This window comes from Streptomyces sp. NPDC006529 (assembly GCF_040611795.1).
Taxonomy (GTDB): Bacteria; Actinomycetota; Actinomycetes; order Streptomycetales; family Streptomycetaceae; genus Streptomyces.
In genome coordinates this window covers 1-20,892 of the sequence record NZ_JBEXPB010000076.1, presented here as the reverse complement: position 1 = coordinate 20,892, position 20,892 = coordinate 1, and the positions used below count along the sequence as shown (strand labels likewise).

Genomic DNA, 20,892 nt, shown 5'->3' with positions numbered 1-20,892 from the left:
GGCCGTCGGGGTGGGGGTGGGAGTAGGCGTGGGGGTGGGCGTCGGATCGGTGCCGGGCGCGAAGACCTCGCTGATCGGTGCCACGTTCGCCGCGTTCCCCGCGTGGGAGGTGGTCCCGGCCAGGTCCTCCAGCGTGCGCAGGAGGTGGTGGTGGCTGTAGGCGGTGGCGTACCGGCCGGTCTTCACCTGGGCGCCGTAGAACACGGTCGCGATCTGGTTCGAGCCGAGGTAGTTGTCCTCGTCCCAGGTCAGCACCAGCAGGCTGTTGTGGGATCCGGCCCACTGCGCGTACCCGTCCAGGCCGTTCTTCGTCCAGGTGTCGCCGGTTCCCACCGCGCAGTCGTGCATGTCGTTGCACAGGTTCGGCACGACGAAGGACAGCTGCGGCAGCGCGCCGTAGTCGCCCTGCGGGAACTGCGCCCACGTCTTGCCCGTGTTCAGCGGCACGTTCTTGAAGGCGAACCACGGATTGTGCTTCTGCGCGTACTTCCCGGCCGAGCAGGCGGTGGAGCCCTCGGCCGGCAGGTCCTCGTTGTACGTCGCGAAGGTCTTCCCCGCCGCGATCACCTCCTGGCCGAGGTTGGCCGCCGTCATCGACTGCGCCGTGTAGCAGCCGTCCCCGGTGATGCCCTGGGTGGCCCCGGAGAAGAGGTTGAAGTAGTTCGGCTGGCTGGGGTGGGTGAGCGCCTTCATGTTGGTCAGGCTCGCGCCGCCGCTCGCCAGCTGGTTGATGTAGGGCGCGCCGGAGTTGCCGATCACCTCGCCGTACTGCTTGTTCTCGAAGACGACGACCACCACGTGGTCGTAGGCGGGCAGCGCCGCCGCGGACGTGCTCTCCGCCGCCTGCGAGTTGGCCATGCCGAACGCGCCGAGCAGGCCGAGCGCGCCGAGCGCCGCGAGGAGCGCGGACCAGCGGCCCCGCGACGGGCGTGCTCCGGGCCCCGGTGGGACGGCGGGTGGTGTGGCCGGTGAAGGTCTGGGCATGGGTCGTCTCTCCTTCTCATTCCTCGCGCCGGGCCGCACCGGCCACGGCGATGTTCAGGAAGCGCGGCACGGGCCTGGAGCGCGCGCGGAACCGCGCCGCGACCGCCGCCCGCGCGTCCGCCACCCCGTCCTCGGGCAGCCGCACCACGACCGCCCGCCCGGGCCGCGCCCCCGGCTGCCAGACGTCGAGCGCCCCGGCCCGCCGCGCGCACGCCACGGCCCGGTCCCGGTCCGCGGCCCGGTCGGCGGCCGCCCCGCGCACGGCGATCAGCACCAGCCGCGATCCGGATGCGGCCGGATCGAATCCGACGTGCCGCGGGGGCCCGCCGGGGTCGCCCCCGGCCCGGGCGCCTTCGGCCAGTGCGTGACCGGGCCGGGCGAAGAGCACGGCGCGGCGCAGGGCGCCGTCCCCGTCCGGCAGCGCCCGCGCGAGCAGCCGGGCGAGCTCCGCGCGGGACGGCTCGACGCCGGGCGGAGCGTCCGGCCCCCCGGTGGGGTCGCCGGGCGGCGCGCCGGGCGAGCCCGCCGGTACCGCCCGCGGGTGTACGTCGGCCACGGCCAGCGCGACCGCGCAGTCCGCGGGCTCCGCGAGGGCCAGCCCGGCGGCCGCGCTGAGCGAGCCCTGCACGTGCAGGTCGGTCCCGCCGCGCCCGTACCCCGCCCGGGCCAGGGCGCGCAGCAGGGCGTAGGTCCGGACGGCCCAGTCGGGGGCGGTGACGGGCGGACCCGACAGGGCGAGCGGCAAGTCGCAGCTGTGCGCGGGATGGCTGAGCGAGCTGAGCCGCACGACGCCGTCCTCGCGGGGCGCCGCCGCGGCGGCCACCGGCCACCCGGCCGCCGCGACCAGCCCGGACGCGCCGAGGCGGAAGGCGTGCGGGGCGCTCCACACGGCGGTGGGCGGCCTGCCGTGCGCGGCTTCGAGGGCGTGGGCGACGAGGCGGAACAACGGGTCGGCGGTCGCGCTCCGGGCCAGGCCGGGACCCCCCGCCACCACCCCGGTCACCGGCCGCCTCCCGGGGTTGCGGGCGGTGCGGTGTCCGGACCGGGGCCCTGTCCGGGGTCCGGGGCCGCCGGCTCCTTGCGGGCCAGCATCCGGTAGGCGTTGCCGCCGTCCGCGCGCCGGGCGGCGGCGCTGCGCAGCGCGTCGAGCACCGCCGCGCCGGCGAAGCAGGGCAGCGCGGCCGTCCGTACCGCGTGGCGCACGGCCCGCCGTAGAGGCGGCAGGGCGGGCGCCCAGGGGCGTCCCGGGTCCGGCGCGAGCCGGGTCACGGTCAGCGCCACCGCGCCGAAGAAGTCGTTGCCCTGGTGCGCCGGCCCGTGCTCCTCGGCCAGGACGGTGAACCCCCGATCGGCCAGCGCCCCGCGCAGGTTCGCCGCCGGGATCAGGTGCTGGTGCTGCGGCTGGAACCAGGGCAGCCAGGCCGACCCCAGCAGCCGGCCCATCCGGGAGCCGGGGTCGGGGAGTTCGATCGCCAGGAGCCCGCCCGGCGCCAAGACGGCGGCGGCCGCGTCCAGTTCGGCGAAGGGGTCCCGGGTGTGCTCCAGGTAGTGGTACATGCTGACCACCTCGTACTGGCCCGCCAGTTTCGCGGCGAAGTCCGGGAACTGGCCCTGGAACCCGGTGTCCACCCAGCCGCGCCGCTCCGCCTCGCGGACCCCGTCGCCCATGTCCAGGCCGTCGAACCGGGTCCGCGGCCAGACGCTCCGCGCCGCGTTGCAGAAATGACCGTGCCCGGTGCCGACGTCGAGCCAGGAACCGGGCCCGGCCGCCTGGGCCGCGTCCGGCGCAGGGGCAGCGTCGGCCCGGTCGGCCGCCGCGCCCGGTGCGACGTACGGGCGCAGCAGGGCGGCGCGGGCCCGGTAGGTCGCCCCCATCCGGCCGAAGACGGCCCCCGCGCCCTCACCGCCCTCGCCGTCGTAGAAGTCCCGGTAGTAGAACTCCAGCCCCTCCACCGTGAGTCGGGGGTTCTGGAACACGTGGCCGCACTCCCCGCACTCGTCCAGGGTGAAGCGGCCCGGTTTGCCCTGGAGCAGGTCGGGCACCGTGACCCGGACCGCGAGCGAACCCGACCCGCACCAGGGGCAGTCGGCGCGGCGCGGTTCGAGGAACCGGTCCGTCCCGGCGGCCAGATCGGCGCGGTAGCGCTCCCGGCGCTCCCGCTCCCGGGCGGCCTCGGCGGGGTCGGCGGCGGTGTCCGGCGCGGCGGCGGCCGCGGCGGTCCGCAGCGCCGCGCCCAGCGAGCGCAGCGGCCGGGCGGCCGTGTCCCGGACCAGGGACGCGGGCCGCAGCGCTCCGCCCGGGCCGCCCAGGATGGCGTACGGCTGGAGCCAGTACAGCCCCGCCGCCACCCTGCCCCAGGCGCCCTGGCGCAGCGCCACCCCGGTCAGCAGGGCCAGCCCGGCCACCTGCGCGGCGGCCAGCGGGCCCGGCGGCAGCCCGTGGGCGCGCAGCTCGGCGGCGCCCGCCCGGCGCGGGCCCGGGCCGCAGGACAGCCCGGGTGCGACGGCGGTCCCGGTGGCGTCGGCGGCGTACTCCTTGAGCGTGTGCACGAGGGTGATCAGCCGCGCCGGGTCCGCGCCCTCCCAGGCCTCTGGGTCGATGCCCGCCCGGGCGAGGACCTCCTCGGCGACGAGGACGGCGTACCCGGCCCCGCGGCCCCGCGCGAGCCGGTCGCCCGGGTACGAGGCCGGGTCGAGCAGCCGCAGCAGGCCCAGGACGGACTCCGCGCCGAGGTCCGCCGGGATCAGGTCCAGCACCCGCAGCCCTTCCCGCTCGGCGTGCGCGCAGGCGCTGAGGAAGGTGGCGCCGTCGGCCCCGGTCCCGCGCGCGGTGAGCAGCCGCCACCCGGCGGCCCGGGGCAGGGCGGCGACGGACGGGGCGCCGGGCAGGACGGGCACCGCCCGCGCCCGTCGGCGGGCGCGCGCGGTACCCGCGCCGAGGGCGGCGACGAGCAGCGCGGAGGTCCAGGGCACGCGGTGCGTCCACGGCCGACGCAGCGGACGACGGGGGAGGGCGAGCGGCTTCACAGTGTCTTCTCCAACCGGTCGGCCGCGGCGGCGGCTCCGCCCGCCGCGGCGAAGGAGGCCTGGATGCGACGGGCGGCCCGGCGGGGACCGGGCTCGTCCAGCACGGCCGTCAGCGCGTCGCGCACTTCCTCGGCCCGGACCCGGCCGAACCGCACCCGGACCCCGGCGCCCGCATCGGTGACCTGCCGGGCCACGATCGGCTGGTCGTCCCGGATGGGCGCGACCACCAGGGGCAGCCCGTGCGCGAGGCTCTCGCAGACCGTGTTGTGCCCCGCGTGGCAGACCACCGCGTCCAGATGCGGCAGCAACTCCAGCTGCGGCACGCTCTCCCGCCACAGCACGGTGTCCCGCGGCGCTGCGCCGTCCCGGAGCGGCAGGGGGTCCGCGGCCCGCCCGGCGCCCGGCTCCGGGAACCGCCCCGCCAGTGCGGCGGGTGCGGCCAGGACCAGCTGCACGGACGCGGCGAGCCGGTCGGCCGCGCCGAGCACGGCGGCGTAGAACCGCTCGCCCGCGGCGCCGTTGAGCGTCCCGAGGGAGACCAGCACGCGCCGCCGGTCGGGGTCGAGCCGGTGCCAGGGGAAGTCCGGCGCGGCCGGACGCGCCCCGAAGGCGGGTCCGACGAAGGCGTAGTGCGCCGGGAACGGCGCCCCCGTGCCGATGAGTTCGGGAGTGGAGAAGACCAGCACGAGCCGGTCCGAGAAACGGGGGTCCCACCCCGCGTCCGCCCCACCGACCCCGGCCCGCCCGGCTCCCGGCCCGGTCTCGGCGAGCAGTCCCGCGATCTGGTCGCCCACCCACTCGCCGATCCGGGGGAACCCGTCGAAGGGCCGGGCGAACTCGGCCGAGGTACTGGCCGAGGTGACCCACGGCACCCCCAGCCGGCGCGCCACCACCGGCCCCGCCAGGGCCTGTTGGTCGGCGACCAGCACGTCCGGCCGGAAGGTCCGCACCGCCTCCGTGACCCCGGGCACCATCGCGCGGGCGAGCGGCACCAGGGCCTCCTCCCAGAGGAAGCGCAGCGCCCGGACCCCGCGCAGGTCGCGCCAGCGCTCGTGCAGATCGGCGTAGCCGCCCCCGCCGCCCGGCCCCCGCCCGGCGGCGTCCCCGGCAGGCAGCACGCGGGCGTGCGCGGGCAGCAGCCGGGCCAGCGCCGCGGCGGGGCCGGTCCAGGCGACCTCGTGCCCGCGCGCCGCCAGCTCGGCGCCGACGGCGGCGGTCGGATTGACGTGGCCCGCCAGCGGCGGAACCGTGAACAGCACCCTCATCGGACCAGCGCTCCCGCCCGGCGCGCCGCGACCTCGTCGAGGTGGGCGAGTACGGACTTCCGCAGTGCCCCGCTGCTCTCCTTGAGGACGTCGTGGCCGAGGCCGGGCAGGATCTCCACCGAGCAGGGACCCGCGGCGTGCCGCACCAGTTCCCTTGCGCCCGGCACCAGTTCGGAGTGTTCGCCGCAGACCGCGAGCACCGGGCAGCGCAGTCGCGCGTAGTCGGCCGGGGTGAAGGCGCGCCCGGCCGCGATGTCGTCGATCAGGCTGGTCCGGTTGAGGAGTTCGTCGGCGGTCGCCGTGAGGGAGGCCGCCTTGCGCAGGCGCAGCGCCCGCAGCTCGGCGGGCACCTCGTTGTCCTCCAGGCTCAGTGCGGCGGCCGAGAGGGTGTCCACCATGTTCTCCACCCAGGCCCCGCTGAGCGGCGGTTCGAGCAGGGTGAGCCCGGCGATCAGGTCGGGCCGGGCGAGGGCGGCGTGCACGGCGAGCGTGCCGCCGTAACTGTTGCCGACCAGGTGGACCGGCCGGTGCGCCAGGCCGAGGGCGCCGAGCAGGGCGACCAGGTCGCGGACGGCCGTGGCGCTGTCGTACCCGGTGGGCGGCCGCTCGCTGCGGCCGTGGCCGCGCAGGTCGTAGAGGACCGCCTCGTGGCCCGAGCGGGCGACCGGCACGGCGAGCGGGCAGTAGAAGGAGGAGAGGTTGTCGACGACGAGCCCGTGCAGGAAGACGACCACCGGCCGGTCGGCGTCGTCGGCGCCCGCCGCGGCGGGCAGCCGCTGGACGTGGAAGGCGAGGGAATGCGCGAGGACGTGGGCCACGGCGGGCTCAGCCGGCCGTGACGGGGTGCGCGGCGGATCCACCGGACCGGGCCGGCGCGCCCGGTGCGGCGGCGAGCGGGCGCCGGGTGACGCGGCCGATGTGCGTGACGAGATCGCCCAGCGACATGGCGAGGACGGCCTCCATGTCCTTCTCGGCCAGGAAGCCCATCAGGTCGACGTCCGCGCCGTAGTGCGTATGGAGCTGCTCCGCCAGCGCCACGAACTCGATGCTCTCCAGGGCCAGATCGTCGTTGAAGGTGGTCGCCATCGTGACCTCTTCGGCGAGCAGGAACTCGTCACCGACGATCTCGACGAGCATGCCGGTGATCTCGGCGAGGATGCGGGCGTGGGCGGGGGAGCCGGGGACGTCAGATGCCATGGGTGAACTCCGTGGGGTGGGAGGGGACGGGAACGGAACCGGTCGGGGGCGCGGTCCAGGCCACGATGTGATCGAGGGGCGGGCCGCTTTCGGCGGGCAGGACGGTGGTCCGCACCAGGCGGGCCCGCCCGTCCGGGGCGAGCACCCGCAGCCCGCCGGGCTCCACGGCGCTCACCCGCCAGGCGCGCGGCCGGCCGCCCAGCCCGGTGCCCGCCGCCTTGGCGGCGGCTTCCTTCGCGCACCACAGTGCGGTGAGCGCGGCCGCAGGATCCTCTCCGTCGCGCTCCGCGAGCAGCTCCGCGAGCCGTGCCTCGTCCGGGCCGAACGCGATCCGGAGCAGGGCCGCGGGGTCGGTGGTCACCGTCTCGACGTCGATGCCGACGGGCCCGGTGGGGTGGACCAGGGCGACCGCGAGCCGGTCCTTGTGGGCGAGGGACAGCCGGACCCCCGCCGTGAGCGGCCCGCCGGGCACCGGGCGCCCCTGGGCGTCGTTGCCGACGGGCACTTCGACGGGGAACACGGGGCCCGCCCCGCCGTCCCACAGGAGCCCGCGCAGCGCGTCCTTGGCGGCGATCCGGCCCAGCAGCCAGGGCGCGCGGGCGCGCGGGGCGAGCCCTTCGTACACCGTCCGTTCGGCGGCCCCGAGGTAGCGGCGCATCACCAGCTCCTGCGAGGCGGGGTCGGTCCAGCGCCGCCGGGCCGCGCACCAGCCGCCGGGCTGCGGTTCGCCGATCCCGCAGACCTCCGGGGTGAACTTCATCGGCCACACCCGTTCGTCGGCGGCGAACCGGCGGTACGTCCACCCCTCGATCCGGGCCCGCAGGGCGCCGCTCCCGCCGTCCCGCAGCTCGACGTCGCCGAGCACGGTCAGGTCACGGACCTCCCGCACCCGGGCGACCGCCTCGACGAGGGAACCGGGGGCGGGCGGAGGACCGTAGAAGCGGATCCGCTCGATGGTGGCCGGGAACACCAACCGGTCCACGGGGAGCCGCAGTTGCATCCAGTGGCCGAAGAGCTGCCCGGCCGCGTCGAGGAGGGCGCCGGGCGCGGGCAGCGCCCGCAACACCCCGCGGATGCCGTCCGCGGCGACCGCCCGCACCTCGTGCACCCCGGCGAAGCCCGGCCCGTGGAACATCCACCGGTCGCGGTAGAGCGCCTCCGCGCTGACGGGGGCGGGCTGTTCGGCGGTCAGCGGCCGGGGCCCGGAGCCGTCGGCCGCGGGCGGTGCGCCGTGGCGCGCGCCGAGGAGGACGGTCACGACGGCACTGTCGCCGAGCGTGACGCGGAACCGGCCCGGCCCCTCGGGCCGTACGCCGACGTCGATCCGGACGGCGGGCTCGACGGCCAGCCAGCGCAGGGCCCGGACGCCCTCGTAACCGACCACCACGGACCCGGCGGGCGCGGCGCGCAGGGCAGCGTCGGCGGCGAGTTCCAGCATGGTCGTCATGGGGACGACGGGGAAGCGGTCGCCGGCCTCCGGCCAGTCGGCGGGCTGCTCGTAGACGCAGTGGTCGCGGACGTACGGGAGCGTGTCCAGCGACAGCGTGAGGGTGTGGTGCGTGCCGACCGGCTGAGGGGGGAGCGGCGTGGGCGGGGGAGCATGCCGGGGAGCGGGAGCGGGAGCGGGAGCGGGAGCGGGAGCGGGAGCCGGCCGGGCCCAGGCCTCGGTGACCGAACGGGCCGCGGTCCGCGAGGCGTCGAGGACCGCGTCCAGCGCGGCCAGCAGGGGCGCCGAGCCGTCCGGCAGCGTCCGCGGCACGGGGTCCGCGGAGCGGGGCGGGGACGGGGGCGGGGACCCGAGCGGGGGGCCGGGCGGGGCGGTCCGCGCGTCCGTCGCCGGGCCCAGCAGCCCGCGGGCCGCGCCGCCGAGCCGGACCAGCGGCGACCCCAGGTCCAGCGTCATCGCGGCCCGGGCCGGGCGCCCGGGAGCCGGTTCCGGGGCCGGTGCCGGGGCCGGACGCGTGACCGGTGCCGGGGCCGGATGCGTGGCCGGTGCCGTCGGGGAGCTACCGAGCCGCTCCCAGCGCGGGGCCAGCCCCTCCGTCCACAGGGCCGCCGCCGTGCGCCGCAGCGCGGCCGTACCGGAGAGGCGCGGTGCGGACGTGGCGACCGCCAGGTGGGGCCGGTCGCGCAGGGTGTCCTCGACGAACCCGGGCAGGCTGCCCGGCCCCATGGTCACGAACGCCCGTACGCCCGCCTCCTCGTAGAGCCGCAGGGTCAGCGTGCGGAAGTCCACGGGCTCCAGCAGGTGCCGGACCACCAGCTCGCGCACCTCGACCGGCGCCTGAGGGAAAGGGGATCCGGTGGTCGCCGACCACACGGGCACGGCCGGCGGCCGGATCGGCAGCCGGTCGAAGGCGGCGCGCACCTGCCCCAGGTACGGCTCCCACATCGGTGTGTGGAAGCCGGACCGGAACGGCAGTTCCTGCCCCAGCACCCCGTCCCGGGCCAACCGTTCCAGCACCCCGGCCACCTGCGCGGGCTCCCCGCAGATCACCGACTGGTGCGGGCAGTTGTCGTGGCTGACCACCACCCGGTCCAGCCCGTGCAGGGCCGCCCGCGCCCGCCGCGCACCGCAGCCGACGGCGGCGTACACGAGGTCGGGCACGGTGAGCGAACCCGGCCGCAGCGAGCCGAGGAAGGCGTCCACCGCCTGGCGCGGGTACATCCCGGCGGCGACCATCGCCGCCCACTCGCCGAGGCTGTGACCCGCCAGCACATCGGGCTCGATGCCGAGTTCCGGCAGCACGCGGGCGAAGAAGCGGCCGGTGGCGAGGGCGTCGAGGGCCCGCTCGATCAACTCGCCGCCCCGGCCGAGCCGTGGGGGCTCCAGCGCGAACCGGTCGGCCACGTCGTCGAGGACCGGGGCGAACTCCGGTTCCAGCCCCGGGAAGAGGAAGGCCACCCGGCCGGGGGACCGCTGTCCGGCGGCGTCCCGGGAGAGCAGCGGCTCGGGCGTGAACCACACGTCCCCCCGGCCGCGCCAGGGCCGGCCGCGCGCCACCACCTTCGCGGCCAGCGCGAGCCGTTGCGGGGTGGGCCCGAGCACCGCGAGCCGGCACGGGCCCCCTTCGGCCACGCCCTCCGCGTCAAGGCGTCCCCCGGTCCCGGTCCGGGCCCCGCCTCCGTGACCGTCCTCGTGACCGGAACCCGTCCCGCCCGAGCGCTCCGCCGCCGCCAGGAGCCCGGCCAGCCGCTCCGGCGTCCGTGCCGTCAGCAGCAGGACCCCGTCCCGCAGGAGGACCCCGTCCCGAGGGGTTGCGTCGTCCCGCGCGCCGGGGTTCGTCACGGGGGCGGCGGCCCGGCCCGGCCCGCGCACCGGCCCTCCCGCGCCCAGCGGCAGGAAGCGGCGCCCGGCGGCCGCGCTCCGGGCGGCGCCCGCGCCCGGAGCCTCCTCCAGCACCACGTGGGCGTTGATCCCGCCGAAGCCGAAGGCGTTCACCCCGGCCCGGCGGGGCGCCGTGCCGCGCTCCCACGGCTGCGCCCGGGTCACCGGCCGCATCCGGGTCCGGGCGAGGGCCTCGTGCGGCTCCTCCACGTGCAGGGTGGGCGGCAGCACCCCCTCGTGCACCGCCAGGGCGGCCTTGATCAGGCCCGCCATCCCCGAGGCCTGCATCGTGTGTCCGAGCATCGACTTCACCGAGCCGAGCCCCACCTCCCGGCGCCCGGCCACGGGCGGGCCGAACACCTGCGCCAGCGTGTCCAGTTCGGCCGCGTCACCGACCGGTGTGCCGGTGCCGTGCGCCTCCAGCAGCCCCAGCGCGTCGGCGGCCCGCGGATCCAGGCCGGCCTCCCGCCAGGCCCGCTCCAGGGCCCGCACCTGGCCCGCGACCAGCGGGCTCATCAGGCTCGCGGCCCGGCCGTCACCGGCCACCCCCGTGCCCCGGACCACGGCGTAGATCCGGTCCCCGTCCCGCTGCGCGTCCGCCAACCGCTTGAGCAGCACCACCCCGGTGCCCTCGGACAGCAGGGTGCCGTCCGCCCGGCGGTCGAAGGGCCGGATCGTCTCGCTCGGGCTCAGCGCCCGCAGCTGCGTGAACACGCTCCACAGCGTGGCGATGTGGCAGTGGTGGGCGGCGCCCGCGACCACCAGGTCGCAGCGCCCGCCCGCCAGCAGCCCCACGGCCTGGTCCACCGCGAGCAGCGAGGAGGCGCAGGCCGCGTCCAGGGTGTAGGCGGGTCCGCGGAAGTCCAGCCGGTTGGCGGTCCGGGCCGCGGTGAAGCTCGGTACGAGACCGATGGAGGCGTCCGGCCGCTCCGGGCCCAGGGCGTCCTGGAACGCGGCGCGCACCTCGGCGATCCTCCGCTCGCCCAGGTCGGGCGCCAGCTCGCGCAGCGTCTGCGCCACCTGGTGCGCGGTGCGCACGCGCTGGTCCAGCCGGGCGGTGGCGACCCCCATGAACCCGCCGCGCCCGAGCACCACCCCGATCCGGGAGCGGTCCGCGGGCAGCCGGTCCTCCCCGCCCGCGTCGGCGATCGCCTCGGCCGTCGCGTGCAGGGCGAGCAACTGGTCCGGTTCAGCGCCCTCGACGGTGGCGGGCATGATGCCGAAACGGGTCGGGTCGAAGGCCGCGAGCCCGTCCACGAAACCGCCGCGGCGGCAGTAGAACCGGTCCCCGGCCGGGGCTCCCGCGGCGCCGGACGGGTCGTAGTACACCTCCGGGTCCCAGCGCTCCGGCGGGACCTCGCCGATGGTGTCCGTACCGGCGAGCAGGTTGCGGCGGTAGGCCCGCAGGTCGGCGGCGCCGGGGAAGACGGCGCCCATGCCGACGATCGCCGCGTCCGTGGGCCGGGGTCCGCGGCGCGCCTCAGCCACGGCCGTCCGCCTCGGACGGGTCCTCGTCGGCCATCAGCACCACCTGCGCGGTCCGCCCGCCGGGGGCGGGCCCGTCCGCACCGCCCGGTCCGTTGGGCTCGTCCGGCGCGGTGAGCAGGGCGAGTTCCGCGAGGAAGGCGGCGGCTCCCTCCTCCGGGCCGATCAGCCGGATGCCGCGCCGGGCGTAGTTCCGCTCCAGTTCGGGCGTGACCATGCCGCCCGACGCGGCGGCCCAAGGCCCCCAGTCGATGGCCAGCACCCGGCCGGGGAAGGTGTCCGACCAGGTGTGCGCGAAGCCGTCCAGGGCGTCGTTGGCGGCGGCGTAGTCGCACTGGCCGCGGTTGCCGAAGACCCCCGCCACACTGGCGAACAGCACCAGGAACGAGGGCGCGGGGCCGCGGCCGTGCTCGGCGGCCGCGGCCGCCAGGTGCCGGGCCCCTGCCACCTTCGTCGTGAACACCTCGGTGAAGGCCGCCGGTTCCTTGTCGGCCACCAGCGCGTCGCGCAGCGTTCCGGCGCCGTGGACGATGCCGTCGAGCCGGCCGTGCCGCGCCCGTACGTCGGCCACCACCGCCCGGACCGCGTCCTCGTCGGTGACGTCCGCGCGGTGGTAGCGCACCGACGCGGCGGCCCCGCCGAGGGAGCGCAGGGTGGCCCGTACCTCCCGCTCCGCGAGGACGCGGGAGGCGGCCGCCTCGATCTCGGCGGGTTTGCGCAGCCCCCCGGCGATCAGCGCGGCCCGCAGGGCGACCCGGTCGTGCGCCTGCGCGAAGGCGTCCGGCTCGGCGGCCGGTTCCGGTGTGCGGCCGACCAGTTCGACGTGGCAGCCGGTGGCCTCGGCCAGGGCCAGGGCCGCGCGGGCGGTGATGCCCCGGGCGCCGCCGGTGAGCAGGACCACGGAGTCCGGCCCCAGGGGCAGCGGGCCGGTGGCCGCGGCCCCGGCCGGGAGCGGCGCCGCGACCGCCCGCAGGCAGACCCGGGCGCCGTCGGAGCCGTACCCCACGGACACCGGGCCGCCGGGGGAGCGGAGTTCGGCCATGAGCCGGGCCGCGATCCGGTCGGCGCGCTCCTTGGGGTCGATGTCCACCGCGCGCAGCAGCACGCCGGGGTACTCCAGGGCCGCGCTCCGCGCGAACCCGTGCAGCCCCGCGCCGGCGGTGGGGTCGGCGCTCCCGGAGTCCGGGGCGCCGTCGGCGGGCCGGTGCCCGAACCGGCCCCCGGCCCCGCTGACCAGCAGCAGCCGCCGGATGCCACCGGTCAGGGCGCGCCGCAGGCCCGGGAAGGTCCCGGGCAGCGCCGGCTCGGGGCCGCCGCGCAGCGCGCCGAGGTCCACCAGCCCGTCCAGCCCGTCCAGTGCGCCGAGATCGTCCGGGCCGTCCACCACGTCCGGCCGGTCGCCCAGGTCGCACACCTCGGCGCCGTCGGCCCGCAGCAGTGCGGTCAGCGCGAGGGCCACCCCCTGGCCGTCCCCGGCCACCCCGATCCGCTGTCCGCGCAGGTCGTCACCCGGGGTCCGGGTCTCCCCGGCGGGCACCACGGAGAGCGTCATCCGCCGCACGCGTCCGGGTCCCCGGGGCGCCGTCCCGGCGGGACCGGCCCCGCCGTCCGGTCCGGGAGCGGTGAACCCGTCCCGGGTGGGGCCGACTTCGTCGCCGGGGCGGGCCGGGCCCGGCCCGCCGGCGGCCCCGGGGGGTTCCGCGGCGCGGTCCGCGCCCGCGACGCCGCCCTCCCGCGTGCCCGCATCCGTATCCGCATCCGTATCAGAGGCCGGGCCCGGGCCCGTGCCCCCGGCATCCCGGTGGCTCGTGATCCACTCCACGATGCCGCGCAGGGTCTTGATCCGGGCCAGTTCCTCCACCGCGGATTCCGCCGACCCGTCGGCGGTGCGGGGGAGGCCGATCCGGTCGGCCAGGGCGCCGATGATCTCGACGCGCTTGATGGAGTCCACGGACAGGTCCGCCTCCAGGTCCAGTTCCGGATCCAGCATGTCCAGCGGGTAGCCGGTCCGCCGGTGGACGATGTCGAGGACCACCTCCATCACCCCGGCGGCCGTCACCGCCACGGGCGCGAGGGGCGCCTCGGCGGCCGTCACCTCGGGCAGTGCTTCGACGCCCCCGGCCGGGACGACCGGTCGCGGCTCGGCGAGCGCGCCCGGGCTCGCGCCCAGGTAGCCCAGCACGACGTCCCGCTGGGCCGCGATCAGCTCGCGGGTGCCGTCCAGGTAGGCCAGTACGGCCGCCTCGCGCGCACCCGGGGCCTCGACCGAAAGAGCCGTGGACGCGGAGGGAGAGGCGGCCGGGGGAGCCGTGATCCGCCGGGGCGGCCGCAGCCCGCCCGCCACCGGGGCGCCGTCCGCGGTCCGGACCAGATGGCCGTCCACCAGCCAGCCCGCCCGGCGCGGCGCCCGCTCGGGCAGGACGGAGGTCCGGCCTCGGAACAGGGCTTCCGGCGCCACCGGCACACCGGCCGCGACCAGTTCGGCCAGCGCGGTGACCAGCCGGACCACCCCGTGCCCGCCCGGCACGTCCAACGGGACGACGGTGCAGGGCCGTTCGGGGCCCAGGATCTTCTCCACCAGCCCGCTCAGCACCCGCCCGGGCCCGGCCTCCACGAAGGTCCGCACCCCGGCCGCGTACATCGCCTCGATCTGTTCCACGAACCGCACCGGCCGGGCCACTTGGCCGGCCAGCAGCTCGCGCACCGCGTCGGCCCCGGCCGGATACGGCCGGGCGGTGCTGTTCGACCAGACGGGTACCGCCGGGTCGGTGACCTCCACCTCCGCCAGAGCGTCGGCGAGGTCGTCCGCGGCCCCCGCCACCACCGGACTGTGGAACGCGCAGGCCACCGCCAGGGGTTGGGCCGTCAGCCCCGCGGCCCGCAGGTCGCGGACCGCCGCGTCGACCGCCGCTGTCGGCCCCGACACCACGCACTGGCGCGGCGCGTTGTGGTTCGCCACCACACAGCCCGCGCGCTCCGCGACCGCCCGGACCTCCTGCGGCGTTCCCGCCACGGCGGCCATCGCCCCCGGATCGGTTCCGGCCGCGCCGAGGATCGCCTCCGCCCGGCGCGCGCTCAGCCGCAGCAGGGCCTGCGTGTCGTACGCCCCGGCCGCCCACAGGGCCGTCAGCTCGCCGTACGAGTGCCCGGCCACGGCGTCGGGCCGTACGCCGACCTCTGCCAGCAGCAGGTGCGCCGCCGCCCCGGCCAGCCCGAGGGCGGGCTGCGCGATCCGGGTGTCCGTCACCGCGTCCCGCAGCCCCGCGCGCTCGGGCCCGGTGAAGGCGGTCGGCGGGAACATCGCCGAGGTGACCGCTCCGGGCGCCCGGTCCAGCAGCCGCCGCAGGGCCGGGAACGCCACGAAGAGGTCGCCCAGCATGCCCGGCCGCTGGCTGCCCTGGCCGGGGAAGAGGAAGGCCACCCGCCCGGGATCCGGCGCCTGCGGCCGTACGTACACGCCCTCCCCGGCCGTGAAGGTACGGGCCCGCTCCAGCCGCTCCGCCAGCTCCCGCGGGCCGCTCGCGAGGACGGCCACCAGCACCGGCGCGGTGCCGCGCGCCGTCTCCGCGGCCAGGTCCCGCAGCGCCCACGGCCGTCCGGCGCCCTCGTTCTCCTCCAGGCGGGCCGCGAGCCGCGCCATGGCCCGGCCGGCCGCCCGGCGATCGGCGCCCCGGAAGCAGAACAGCTCCACGGGCCAGGCCGCCACCGAGTGCCGGGGCTCCGCCGCGCCCGCGTAACCGGCCAGCACCGCGTGGTAGTTGGTGCCGCCGAAACCGAAGGCGCTGACCCCCGCGATCCGGCGTTCCACGGGCACCGGCCACGGCCGCGCCTCGGTGTCGAAGCGGAAGGGGCTCTGCGGCCCCGGCCAGGCCGCGTTGGGTGCGGCCAGGTGCGCCGTCGGCGGCCGCACCCCGGTATGCACCGCCCACGCCGCCTTGATCAGGCCGGCCAGCCCCGCCGCGCACTTGGTGTGCCCGATCTGGGATTTGACCGACCCCAGGGTGCAGCCGCCGGGCCGCGCCCCCGCCTCGGTGAACACCTCGCTCAGCACGGTCAGTTCGGTGCTGTCGCCGACCACCGTGCCGGTGCCGTGCGCCTCGACGAGGCCCACGGCGGCCGGCGCGATACCGGCCCGCGCGTACGCCCGCTCCAGGGCCCGGCGCTGGCCCTCGGGCCGGGGCGCCGTCAGGCCGAGGGAGCGCCCGTCGCTGGACGCGCCGACCGCCTTGATCACCGCGTACACCCGGTCGCCGTCCCGCTCCGCGTCCGAAAGCCGCTTCAGGACCAGCGCGCCCACGCCCTCGCCGAGGGCGATCCCGTCGGCGTCCGCGTCGAAGGGTCGGCAGCGCCCGCCGGGGGACAGCGCCCGGACGGACGCGAACATCAGGTAGTCGTTGATCCCGTTGTGCACGTCGGCGCCCCCGCACAGCACCATGTCGCTGTCGCCGTCCCGCAGTTGGCGGCAGGCGAGGTCGAGGGCGGCCAGCGAGGAGGCGCACGCCGCGTCGACGGTGCAGTTCGCGCCGCCGAGGTCGAGCCGGTTGGCGACCCGGCCCGCGATCACGTTCGCGAGGATGCCGGGGAAGGAGTCCTCCGTGAGCCGGGGCAGCTGTTCGTCCAGCTCGGGCGGCAAGGGGCCCAGGTAGGCCGGGTGCAGGGCGCGCAGCCCGTAGGCCCCCGCCAGTTCCGTCCCCGCCTCCGCGCCGAAGACCACCGAGGTGCGGCTGCGGTCGAAGTCCCGCCCGGCGCCGTAGCCCGCGTCCGCCAGGGCGCGCGCCGAGATCTCCAGCGCCAGCAGCTGCACCGGTTCGATGCCCGACAGCGAGGCGGGGGCGATGCCGTGCGCGAGCGCGTCGAAGGGCAGCGGTGCGAGGAAACCGCCCCAGCGGGACGGCGTGCGCTCCCCGGCCCGGGCCGGGTCGGCGTCGTAGTACAGCTCCGGATCCCAGCGCTCCGCCGGGACCTCGCTCACCGCGTCCGTCCCGGCCAGGATCTGGGCCCAGAAGGCGGCCAGGTCGGGCGCACCCGGGTAGGCGCAGGCCATCCCGACGATGGCGACGTCCAGCGGATCGGCCGGGCCGGCCGCCACGGCCGGGACGGCGGCCCGCGCGAACTGCCGGGCCCGCCGCTCCAGCAGCTCCGAAGCCCCGTGGGTCACCTCGTGGTGCAGGGCGGCCACCGTGGTGGTCTCGGCGCGCAGCGTCGCCGCCTGGCCGAGCATGAACAGCCCCTCGGCACGCTGCTGTTCCTCATCGACGGCCTCCGCGGCCGCCCCCGGCGCCCCGGCGCCGGACCGGTGCCCGAGCCCCTTGCTGGCGATCCGCAGCCGCCCGAGATTGAGCCGCTCCAGCTCCTCCCACACCTGCCGCTGGTCCGTCCCCTCCCGCTCCAGCCGCCGCCGGGTGCTCACGAACGTCTCGGCGTACGGGGTGGGCGCACAGCGCGTGGCGTGCCCCGGGGCGGTGTGCAGCAGGACGGTGTCCGCGCACTCCAGGGCGGCCCGCTGGAAGCCGGGCAGCACCGCGCCCGCCGCGACGGCTTCCTCGGTGAAGAGGTAGGCCGTGCCCATCAGCACCCCGAACCGGGCTCCGCGCTCCACCAGCGGGGCGGCCGCCGCGGCCGCCATCGCCGCGGACCGGGCGTCATGGATCCCGCCCGCGAACAGCACGTCCAGCGAAGCCGGTTCGCCGTCGGCGAGCAGCAGTTCCAGCTGCTCCTCCCACAGCGGGAACGAGGCCCGCGGCCCCACGTGACCGCCGCACTCCAGCCCCTCGAACACGAAGCGCCGCGCCCCCTCGGCGAGATAGCGCTCCAGCAGCGCGGGCGAGGGCACGTGCAGGTGGGTCACGGTCCCCGCCGCCTCCAGGGGCGCCGCCTGCGCCGGACTGCCCCCGGCGACGATCGCGTACGGCGGCCTTACATCGGCCACCGCGGCCAGCTGCTCCCGCCGCAGCTCGGGCGGCGCGAAGCCGAGCAGCCCCACCCCCCAGGGGCGTCCGGCCAGCCGCTCGGCAGTTTCGGTCAGCAGGCGGCGTACGTCCGCGCCCGCCATGACAGCCAGCGCCAGGTACGGCACCGCGCCCCCGGCGGCGACGGCCTCGGCGAAGGCGGCCTGGTCGCTGACCCGGGTCATCGGCCCCTGGGCGACCGGAAGCCGGGATCCACCCTGACGCGGGCGCAGCGGTGCGCACCGCGCCACCAGCGCGGGCCGCTCCAGTACGGCGGCCCGGACGGCCTGGAGCACTCCACCGGTGGTGCGGTGGCGGGCGGCGAGCCGGGCGGCGAAGGGCCCGTCCTGGCCGACGGGCAGCAGCTGCCGCGAGAGGCTCCGGGCCCCGAGGAGGGGCGCCACCGGGCCTTCGGGCGTGGCGAGGCCGGGCCGAGCGTAGACCCGGTGGCCGTCGGCGATCCGGGTCTGCCCGGCGTCCATCGTCCGCAGGGCATCGGCCACTTCGGCGGGCAGTGCGGCCTCCCCCTCGGTGGTCAGGGCGAGTTGGCCGTCCAGCACCACCCCGGCGGCGCCGCCCGCGACGGCCGCGGCCGCGGTGTGCGGGCCGAGCCCGCCGCAGGCCAGGACGGGCACCGTGATGCCGGGGTCCGCCAGCAGCCGCTGGACGAGCACGAAGGTGGTGGAATCGCCGACCCGGCCGCCGGACTCGTGCCCCCTGGCCACGAGCGCGGCCGCCCCCGCCGCGAGGGCGGCGACGGCCTCCGCGTGCGTGGTGACCTCGGCCCAGAGCCGCCGCCCGCCCGCGGCCCATGCGCCGGGCGTGCCCGCGGGGTCCGCCAGCAGCACGGTGTCCACCTCGGCGGGCAGGTCGGCGGGGCCGAGCGGACAGCCCCGGGGCACCCGGACGCCGTACGGGCGGCCCAGGCGCCGGCACAGCTCGGTGAAGGCGCTCCGGGCCGCGGCGGGGTCCCGGCCGAGGTCGAGGAGGCCGAGCGCACCGGCCCGCTCGGCGGCGGTCACGAGGCGCGCGTTGGGTTCCTCGAAGGGGCTGAGCGCGACCACGAGGTCGCGGGGTGCGGCGGGCGGGGCGGCCTGGGGAGTCACGTGCGTTCCTCTTCCGGTGGGGGACGGGGGAGTGCTGTGTGACATGTCGCGGGGAGGGGCGCCGCCCGGCGGACCCGCGGGCGGTGCGGGCGGTGCGGGCGGACGGACACGAGCGGGGAACACGGAGCGGTGAGCACGCACCGCCGGGCACCGGCGCGGCGGTGCGCGGGGCGGGTCCGTGCCGCCTCCGGTTCGGGCGTTGCGCGGTTCCGGGCGACCCGCCGTGGACCGGACGGGCTTGAACGGCGGTCGCGTTCCCCGACGCCGCGATGCATCGTGCGGTGGCCGCCGCGCACTGTCAACGGGCATGCGGAGGACGGTCTTTCGGGTGGGTCGATTTCCGGACCGCCTCGCCCGGCGACCGTCAGGCAGCCGGCTCGGGCCGTCGTCCATGCCGTGGCCTGCGCGGTTCCCCGGCCCGGGGACCGGCCCCGGCGCGCGGACCGGCGCAGCGCCGCGGCGCGGGTCATGCCGCGCCGGTATGCGTTGTCGCCCACCGGGCATGACAGCTTCGACAGGTCGGGCGGTTGTCCACCCGGCTGCCCCTTACACCTGCATCATCGCACGGTTACCGTCCGGTCATGACCCCCACACTGGCGCAGCTCCGCTACCTGGTCGCCGTCGCGGACTGCCGCTCCATCACCAGCGCCGCGGCCTCCGTCTTCGTCGCCCAGTCCGCGCTCTCGCGGGCCGTGCAGGCCATGGAGAGGGACCTGGGGGTGGACTTGCTTGCCCGCCGGGGAAGGGGGGTGGACCTCACCCCGGAGGGAGCCCGGGTGGTCCGGCTCGCCCGGACCGTGCTGGACGCCGTCGAGGCGATCGACGACATCGGCACGGCCCACACCGGCGGCGCCCGGACCACCCTCATGGTGATCGCGACCCCCACCCTCGCCCTGGACCTGGCCGTCGACCTGGTCCCCGCCTTCACCGAGCGGCATCCCGGCATCGACGTGCGGCTCCGGCAGTACGACAGCCGCGAGGTACTGACCCGCGAACTCCTGGACGGGCGGGCCGAACTGGCCCTGGTCGACCTTCCGGTGGACAAGGAGCTGACGACCCACCACATCCAGGAGCGCGAGGTGGTGCTGATCTCCCCGATGGGCTCCCGGCTGCCGGATCCGCTGCCGCTGCGGGCGCTCGACGGGCTGGACATGGTCCTGCCGATGCCGGGGACGGGGCGGCGCACCGAGATGGAGGCCATGTTCAGCTGCCTCGGCGTCCGCCCGGTGCCCTGCCTGGAGGTGGACGAGCGGCTCGCCTGGGTGACCGGCGTGACGGACGGGCGGGGCTCGCTGATCTGGTACCGCGACGTGGTGTCGAGAGCCTTCGGCCACCGGGCCGAGATCCGGTCCTTCACACCGCCGCTGCTGCGGCCGGTGGGCATCGCGCACGCCCGGCGGCCGCTGAGCCGGGCGGCCCGGGCGTTCATCGCGCACGCCCGGCACAACGCGCCGGTCCGGGAACCGGCGCGCTGACCGGGGGCGACGTTCCCCGCCTTGGGGGAGGGGGAGAGCTCCGGGGTGTCATGCCCGCCCGGCATCGAACCATGCCCACCCAGGGGGCGGACGCCCCTGGCCCCTTGGCCGACGTACCGTCACCTTGTGGGCATGTCCCGACTCCTCATCCCCTCGCCCCGGGCGGCCGCGCTGGCGACGGCGGCCCTCGCGGCGGTGCTGCCCACCGTGGCCTGGGCGGCCACCGCCACTCCCGCCGCTCCTGTCGCCCCCGCCCCGGAGAAGAAGTGCGTCCTGCCGGGCGGGCTGACCGAACTGAGCGGCCTGGCCGCGAGCCGCCGGCACCCCGGCGTCCTCTACGCCGTCAACGACAGCGGGAACACCAACCAGGTCTTCGCCGTGGACTGTTCCGGAGCCACCGGGCAGCTCAAGGCCACCTTCACCCTTTCCGGGGTCACCAACACCGACTGGGAGGCCCTGGCCCTCGGCAAGGACGCGGCGGGCTCTCCCGTCCTCCTCGTCGGCGACATCGGTGACAACCTCGCCGGGCGCGCCGAGATCACCGTCCACAGCTTCCCCGAACCGGACCGGCTCGTGAACGCCGCCGTGACGCCCGTCAGTTACCGCTTCGCCTACGCCGACGGCCGGCACGACGCCGAGTCCCTGCTCGCCGACCCGGTGACCGGGCAGATGTACGTCGCCAGCAAACTCATCGGCGGCGCCGGGCAGTTGTACAAAGCCCCGCTGCCCCCGGTGACCGGACAGCTCAACACCCTCACTCCCGTGCGCCCCGGTCCCGTGTTCACCACGGACGGCGCGTTCTCGCCCTCCGGCGCGTCCTACGTCCTGCGCAGCGGCGGCCCGCTCGGCGCCAACACGGCCTCCGTGTACGACGCCGCCTCGGGCGCCAAGCTCGCGGACGTCCCGCTGCCCGCCCAGCCGCAGGGCGAGACCGTGACGTACGCCGACTGCTCGACCCTGCTGGTGGGTTCGGAGAACGACCCCCAGACATGGCGGGTCCCCCTTCCGCCCGAAGCCACCCCCGGCTGCGGCACGGACCCCACGCCGACCCCCACGCCCACGCCCACCGCGACGGCG

At 77.5% G+C, this 20,892-nt stretch carries 10 protein-coding genes; 2 read left to right on the top strand and 8 right to left on the bottom strand.

The window, feature by feature from the left end; all coding sequences use genetic code 11:
- The 8 genes from ABZY31_RS30010 to ABZY31_RS29975 all read right to left on the bottom strand — a co-directional run.
- On the bottom strand, positions 1-984 hold a 984-nt coding region (locus ABZY31_RS30010; RefSeq protein WP_356416626.1), incomplete at its 3' end, for an alkaline phosphatase family protein.
- Between the two features lie 16 nt (positions 985-1,000).
- Positions 1,001-1,987: a galactokinase gene (locus ABZY31_RS30005; RefSeq protein ID WP_356416623.1), complete on the bottom strand. Its 987-nt coding sequence runs from the start codon at positions 1,985-1,987 to the stop codon at positions 1,001-1,003.
- Positions 1,984-3,957 carry a class I SAM-dependent methyltransferase gene (locus ABZY31_RS30000; protein ID WP_356416620.1) on the bottom strand — a complete coding sequence of 658 codons (1,974 nt, stop codon included), beginning with the start codon at positions 3,955-3,957 and terminating at the stop codon, positions 1,984-1,986. Before ABZY31_RS30000 ends, ABZY31_RS30005 begins: the two co-directional genes overlap by 4 nt.
- 50 nt (positions 3,958-4,007) lie before the next feature.
- Positions 4,008-5,276 (bottom strand): glycosyltransferase, encoded by a 1,269-nt coding sequence (locus tag ABZY31_RS29995; RefSeq protein ID WP_356416618.1) that lies wholly within the window; start codon positions 5,274-5,276, stop codon positions 4,008-4,010.
- The gene (locus ABZY31_RS29990; protein WP_356416615.1) at positions 5,273-6,094 is read right to left on the bottom strand and encodes an alpha/beta fold hydrolase; all 822 of its coding nucleotides are present in this window, start codon (positions 6,092-6,094) and stop codon (positions 5,273-5,275) included. The genes ABZY31_RS29995 and ABZY31_RS29990 overlap by 4 nt, the downstream gene beginning before the upstream one ends.
- A 7-nt stretch (positions 6,095-6,101) precedes the next feature.
- Positions 6,102-6,473 carry an acyl carrier protein gene (locus ABZY31_RS29985; RefSeq protein ID WP_356416612.1) on the bottom strand — a complete coding sequence of 124 codons (372 nt, stop codon included), beginning with the start codon at positions 6,471-6,473 and terminating at the stop codon, positions 6,102-6,104.
- Positions 6,463-11,289, bottom strand: coding sequence for a beta-ketoacyl synthase N-terminal-like domain-containing protein (locus tag ABZY31_RS29980; RefSeq protein ID WP_356416609.1), 4,827 nt, complete (start codon positions 11,287-11,289; stop codon positions 6,463-6,465). The genes ABZY31_RS29985 and ABZY31_RS29980 overlap by 11 nt, the downstream gene beginning before the upstream one ends.
- On the bottom strand, positions 11,282-18,340 hold the full coding sequence (locus ABZY31_RS29975; RefSeq protein ID WP_356416606.1) for an SDR family NAD(P)-dependent oxidoreductase: 7,059 nt from the start codon (positions 18,338-18,340) through the stop codon (positions 11,282-11,284). Before ABZY31_RS29975 ends, ABZY31_RS29980 begins: the two co-directional genes overlap by 8 nt.
- A 581-nt stretch (positions 18,341-18,921) precedes the next feature.
- Here ABZY31_RS29975 and ABZY31_RS29970 point away from each other — a divergent pair.
- Together ABZY31_RS29970 and ABZY31_RS29965 are read left to right on the top strand one after the other, a co-directional pair.
- Positions 18,922-19,815, top strand: a complete 894-nt coding sequence (locus tag ABZY31_RS29970) for a LysR family transcriptional regulator (protein WP_356416603.1) — start codon at positions 18,922-18,924, stop codon at positions 19,813-19,815.
- A gap of 132 nt (positions 19,816-19,947) precedes the next feature.
- Positions 19,948-20,892: hypothetical protein (locus ABZY31_RS29965; protein WP_356416600.1), on the top strand; the 945-nt coding region annotated here is incomplete at its 3' end.

What these genes read in the sequence shown, in the direction of transcription:
- ABZY31_RS29970 (WP_356416603.1), top strand. Translation starts at nt 18,922, where the DNA reads ATGACCCCCACACTGGCGCAGCTCCGCTACCTGGTCGCCGTCGCGGAC.
- ABZY31_RS29995 (WP_356416618.1), bottom strand. Translation starts at nt 5,276, where the DNA reads ATGAGGGTGCTGTTCACGGTTCCGCCGCTGGCGGGCCACGTCAATCCG.
- ABZY31_RS29985 (WP_356416612.1), bottom strand. Translation starts at nt 6,473, where the DNA reads ATGGCATCTGACGTCCCCGGCTCCCCCGCCCACGCCCGCATCCTCGCC.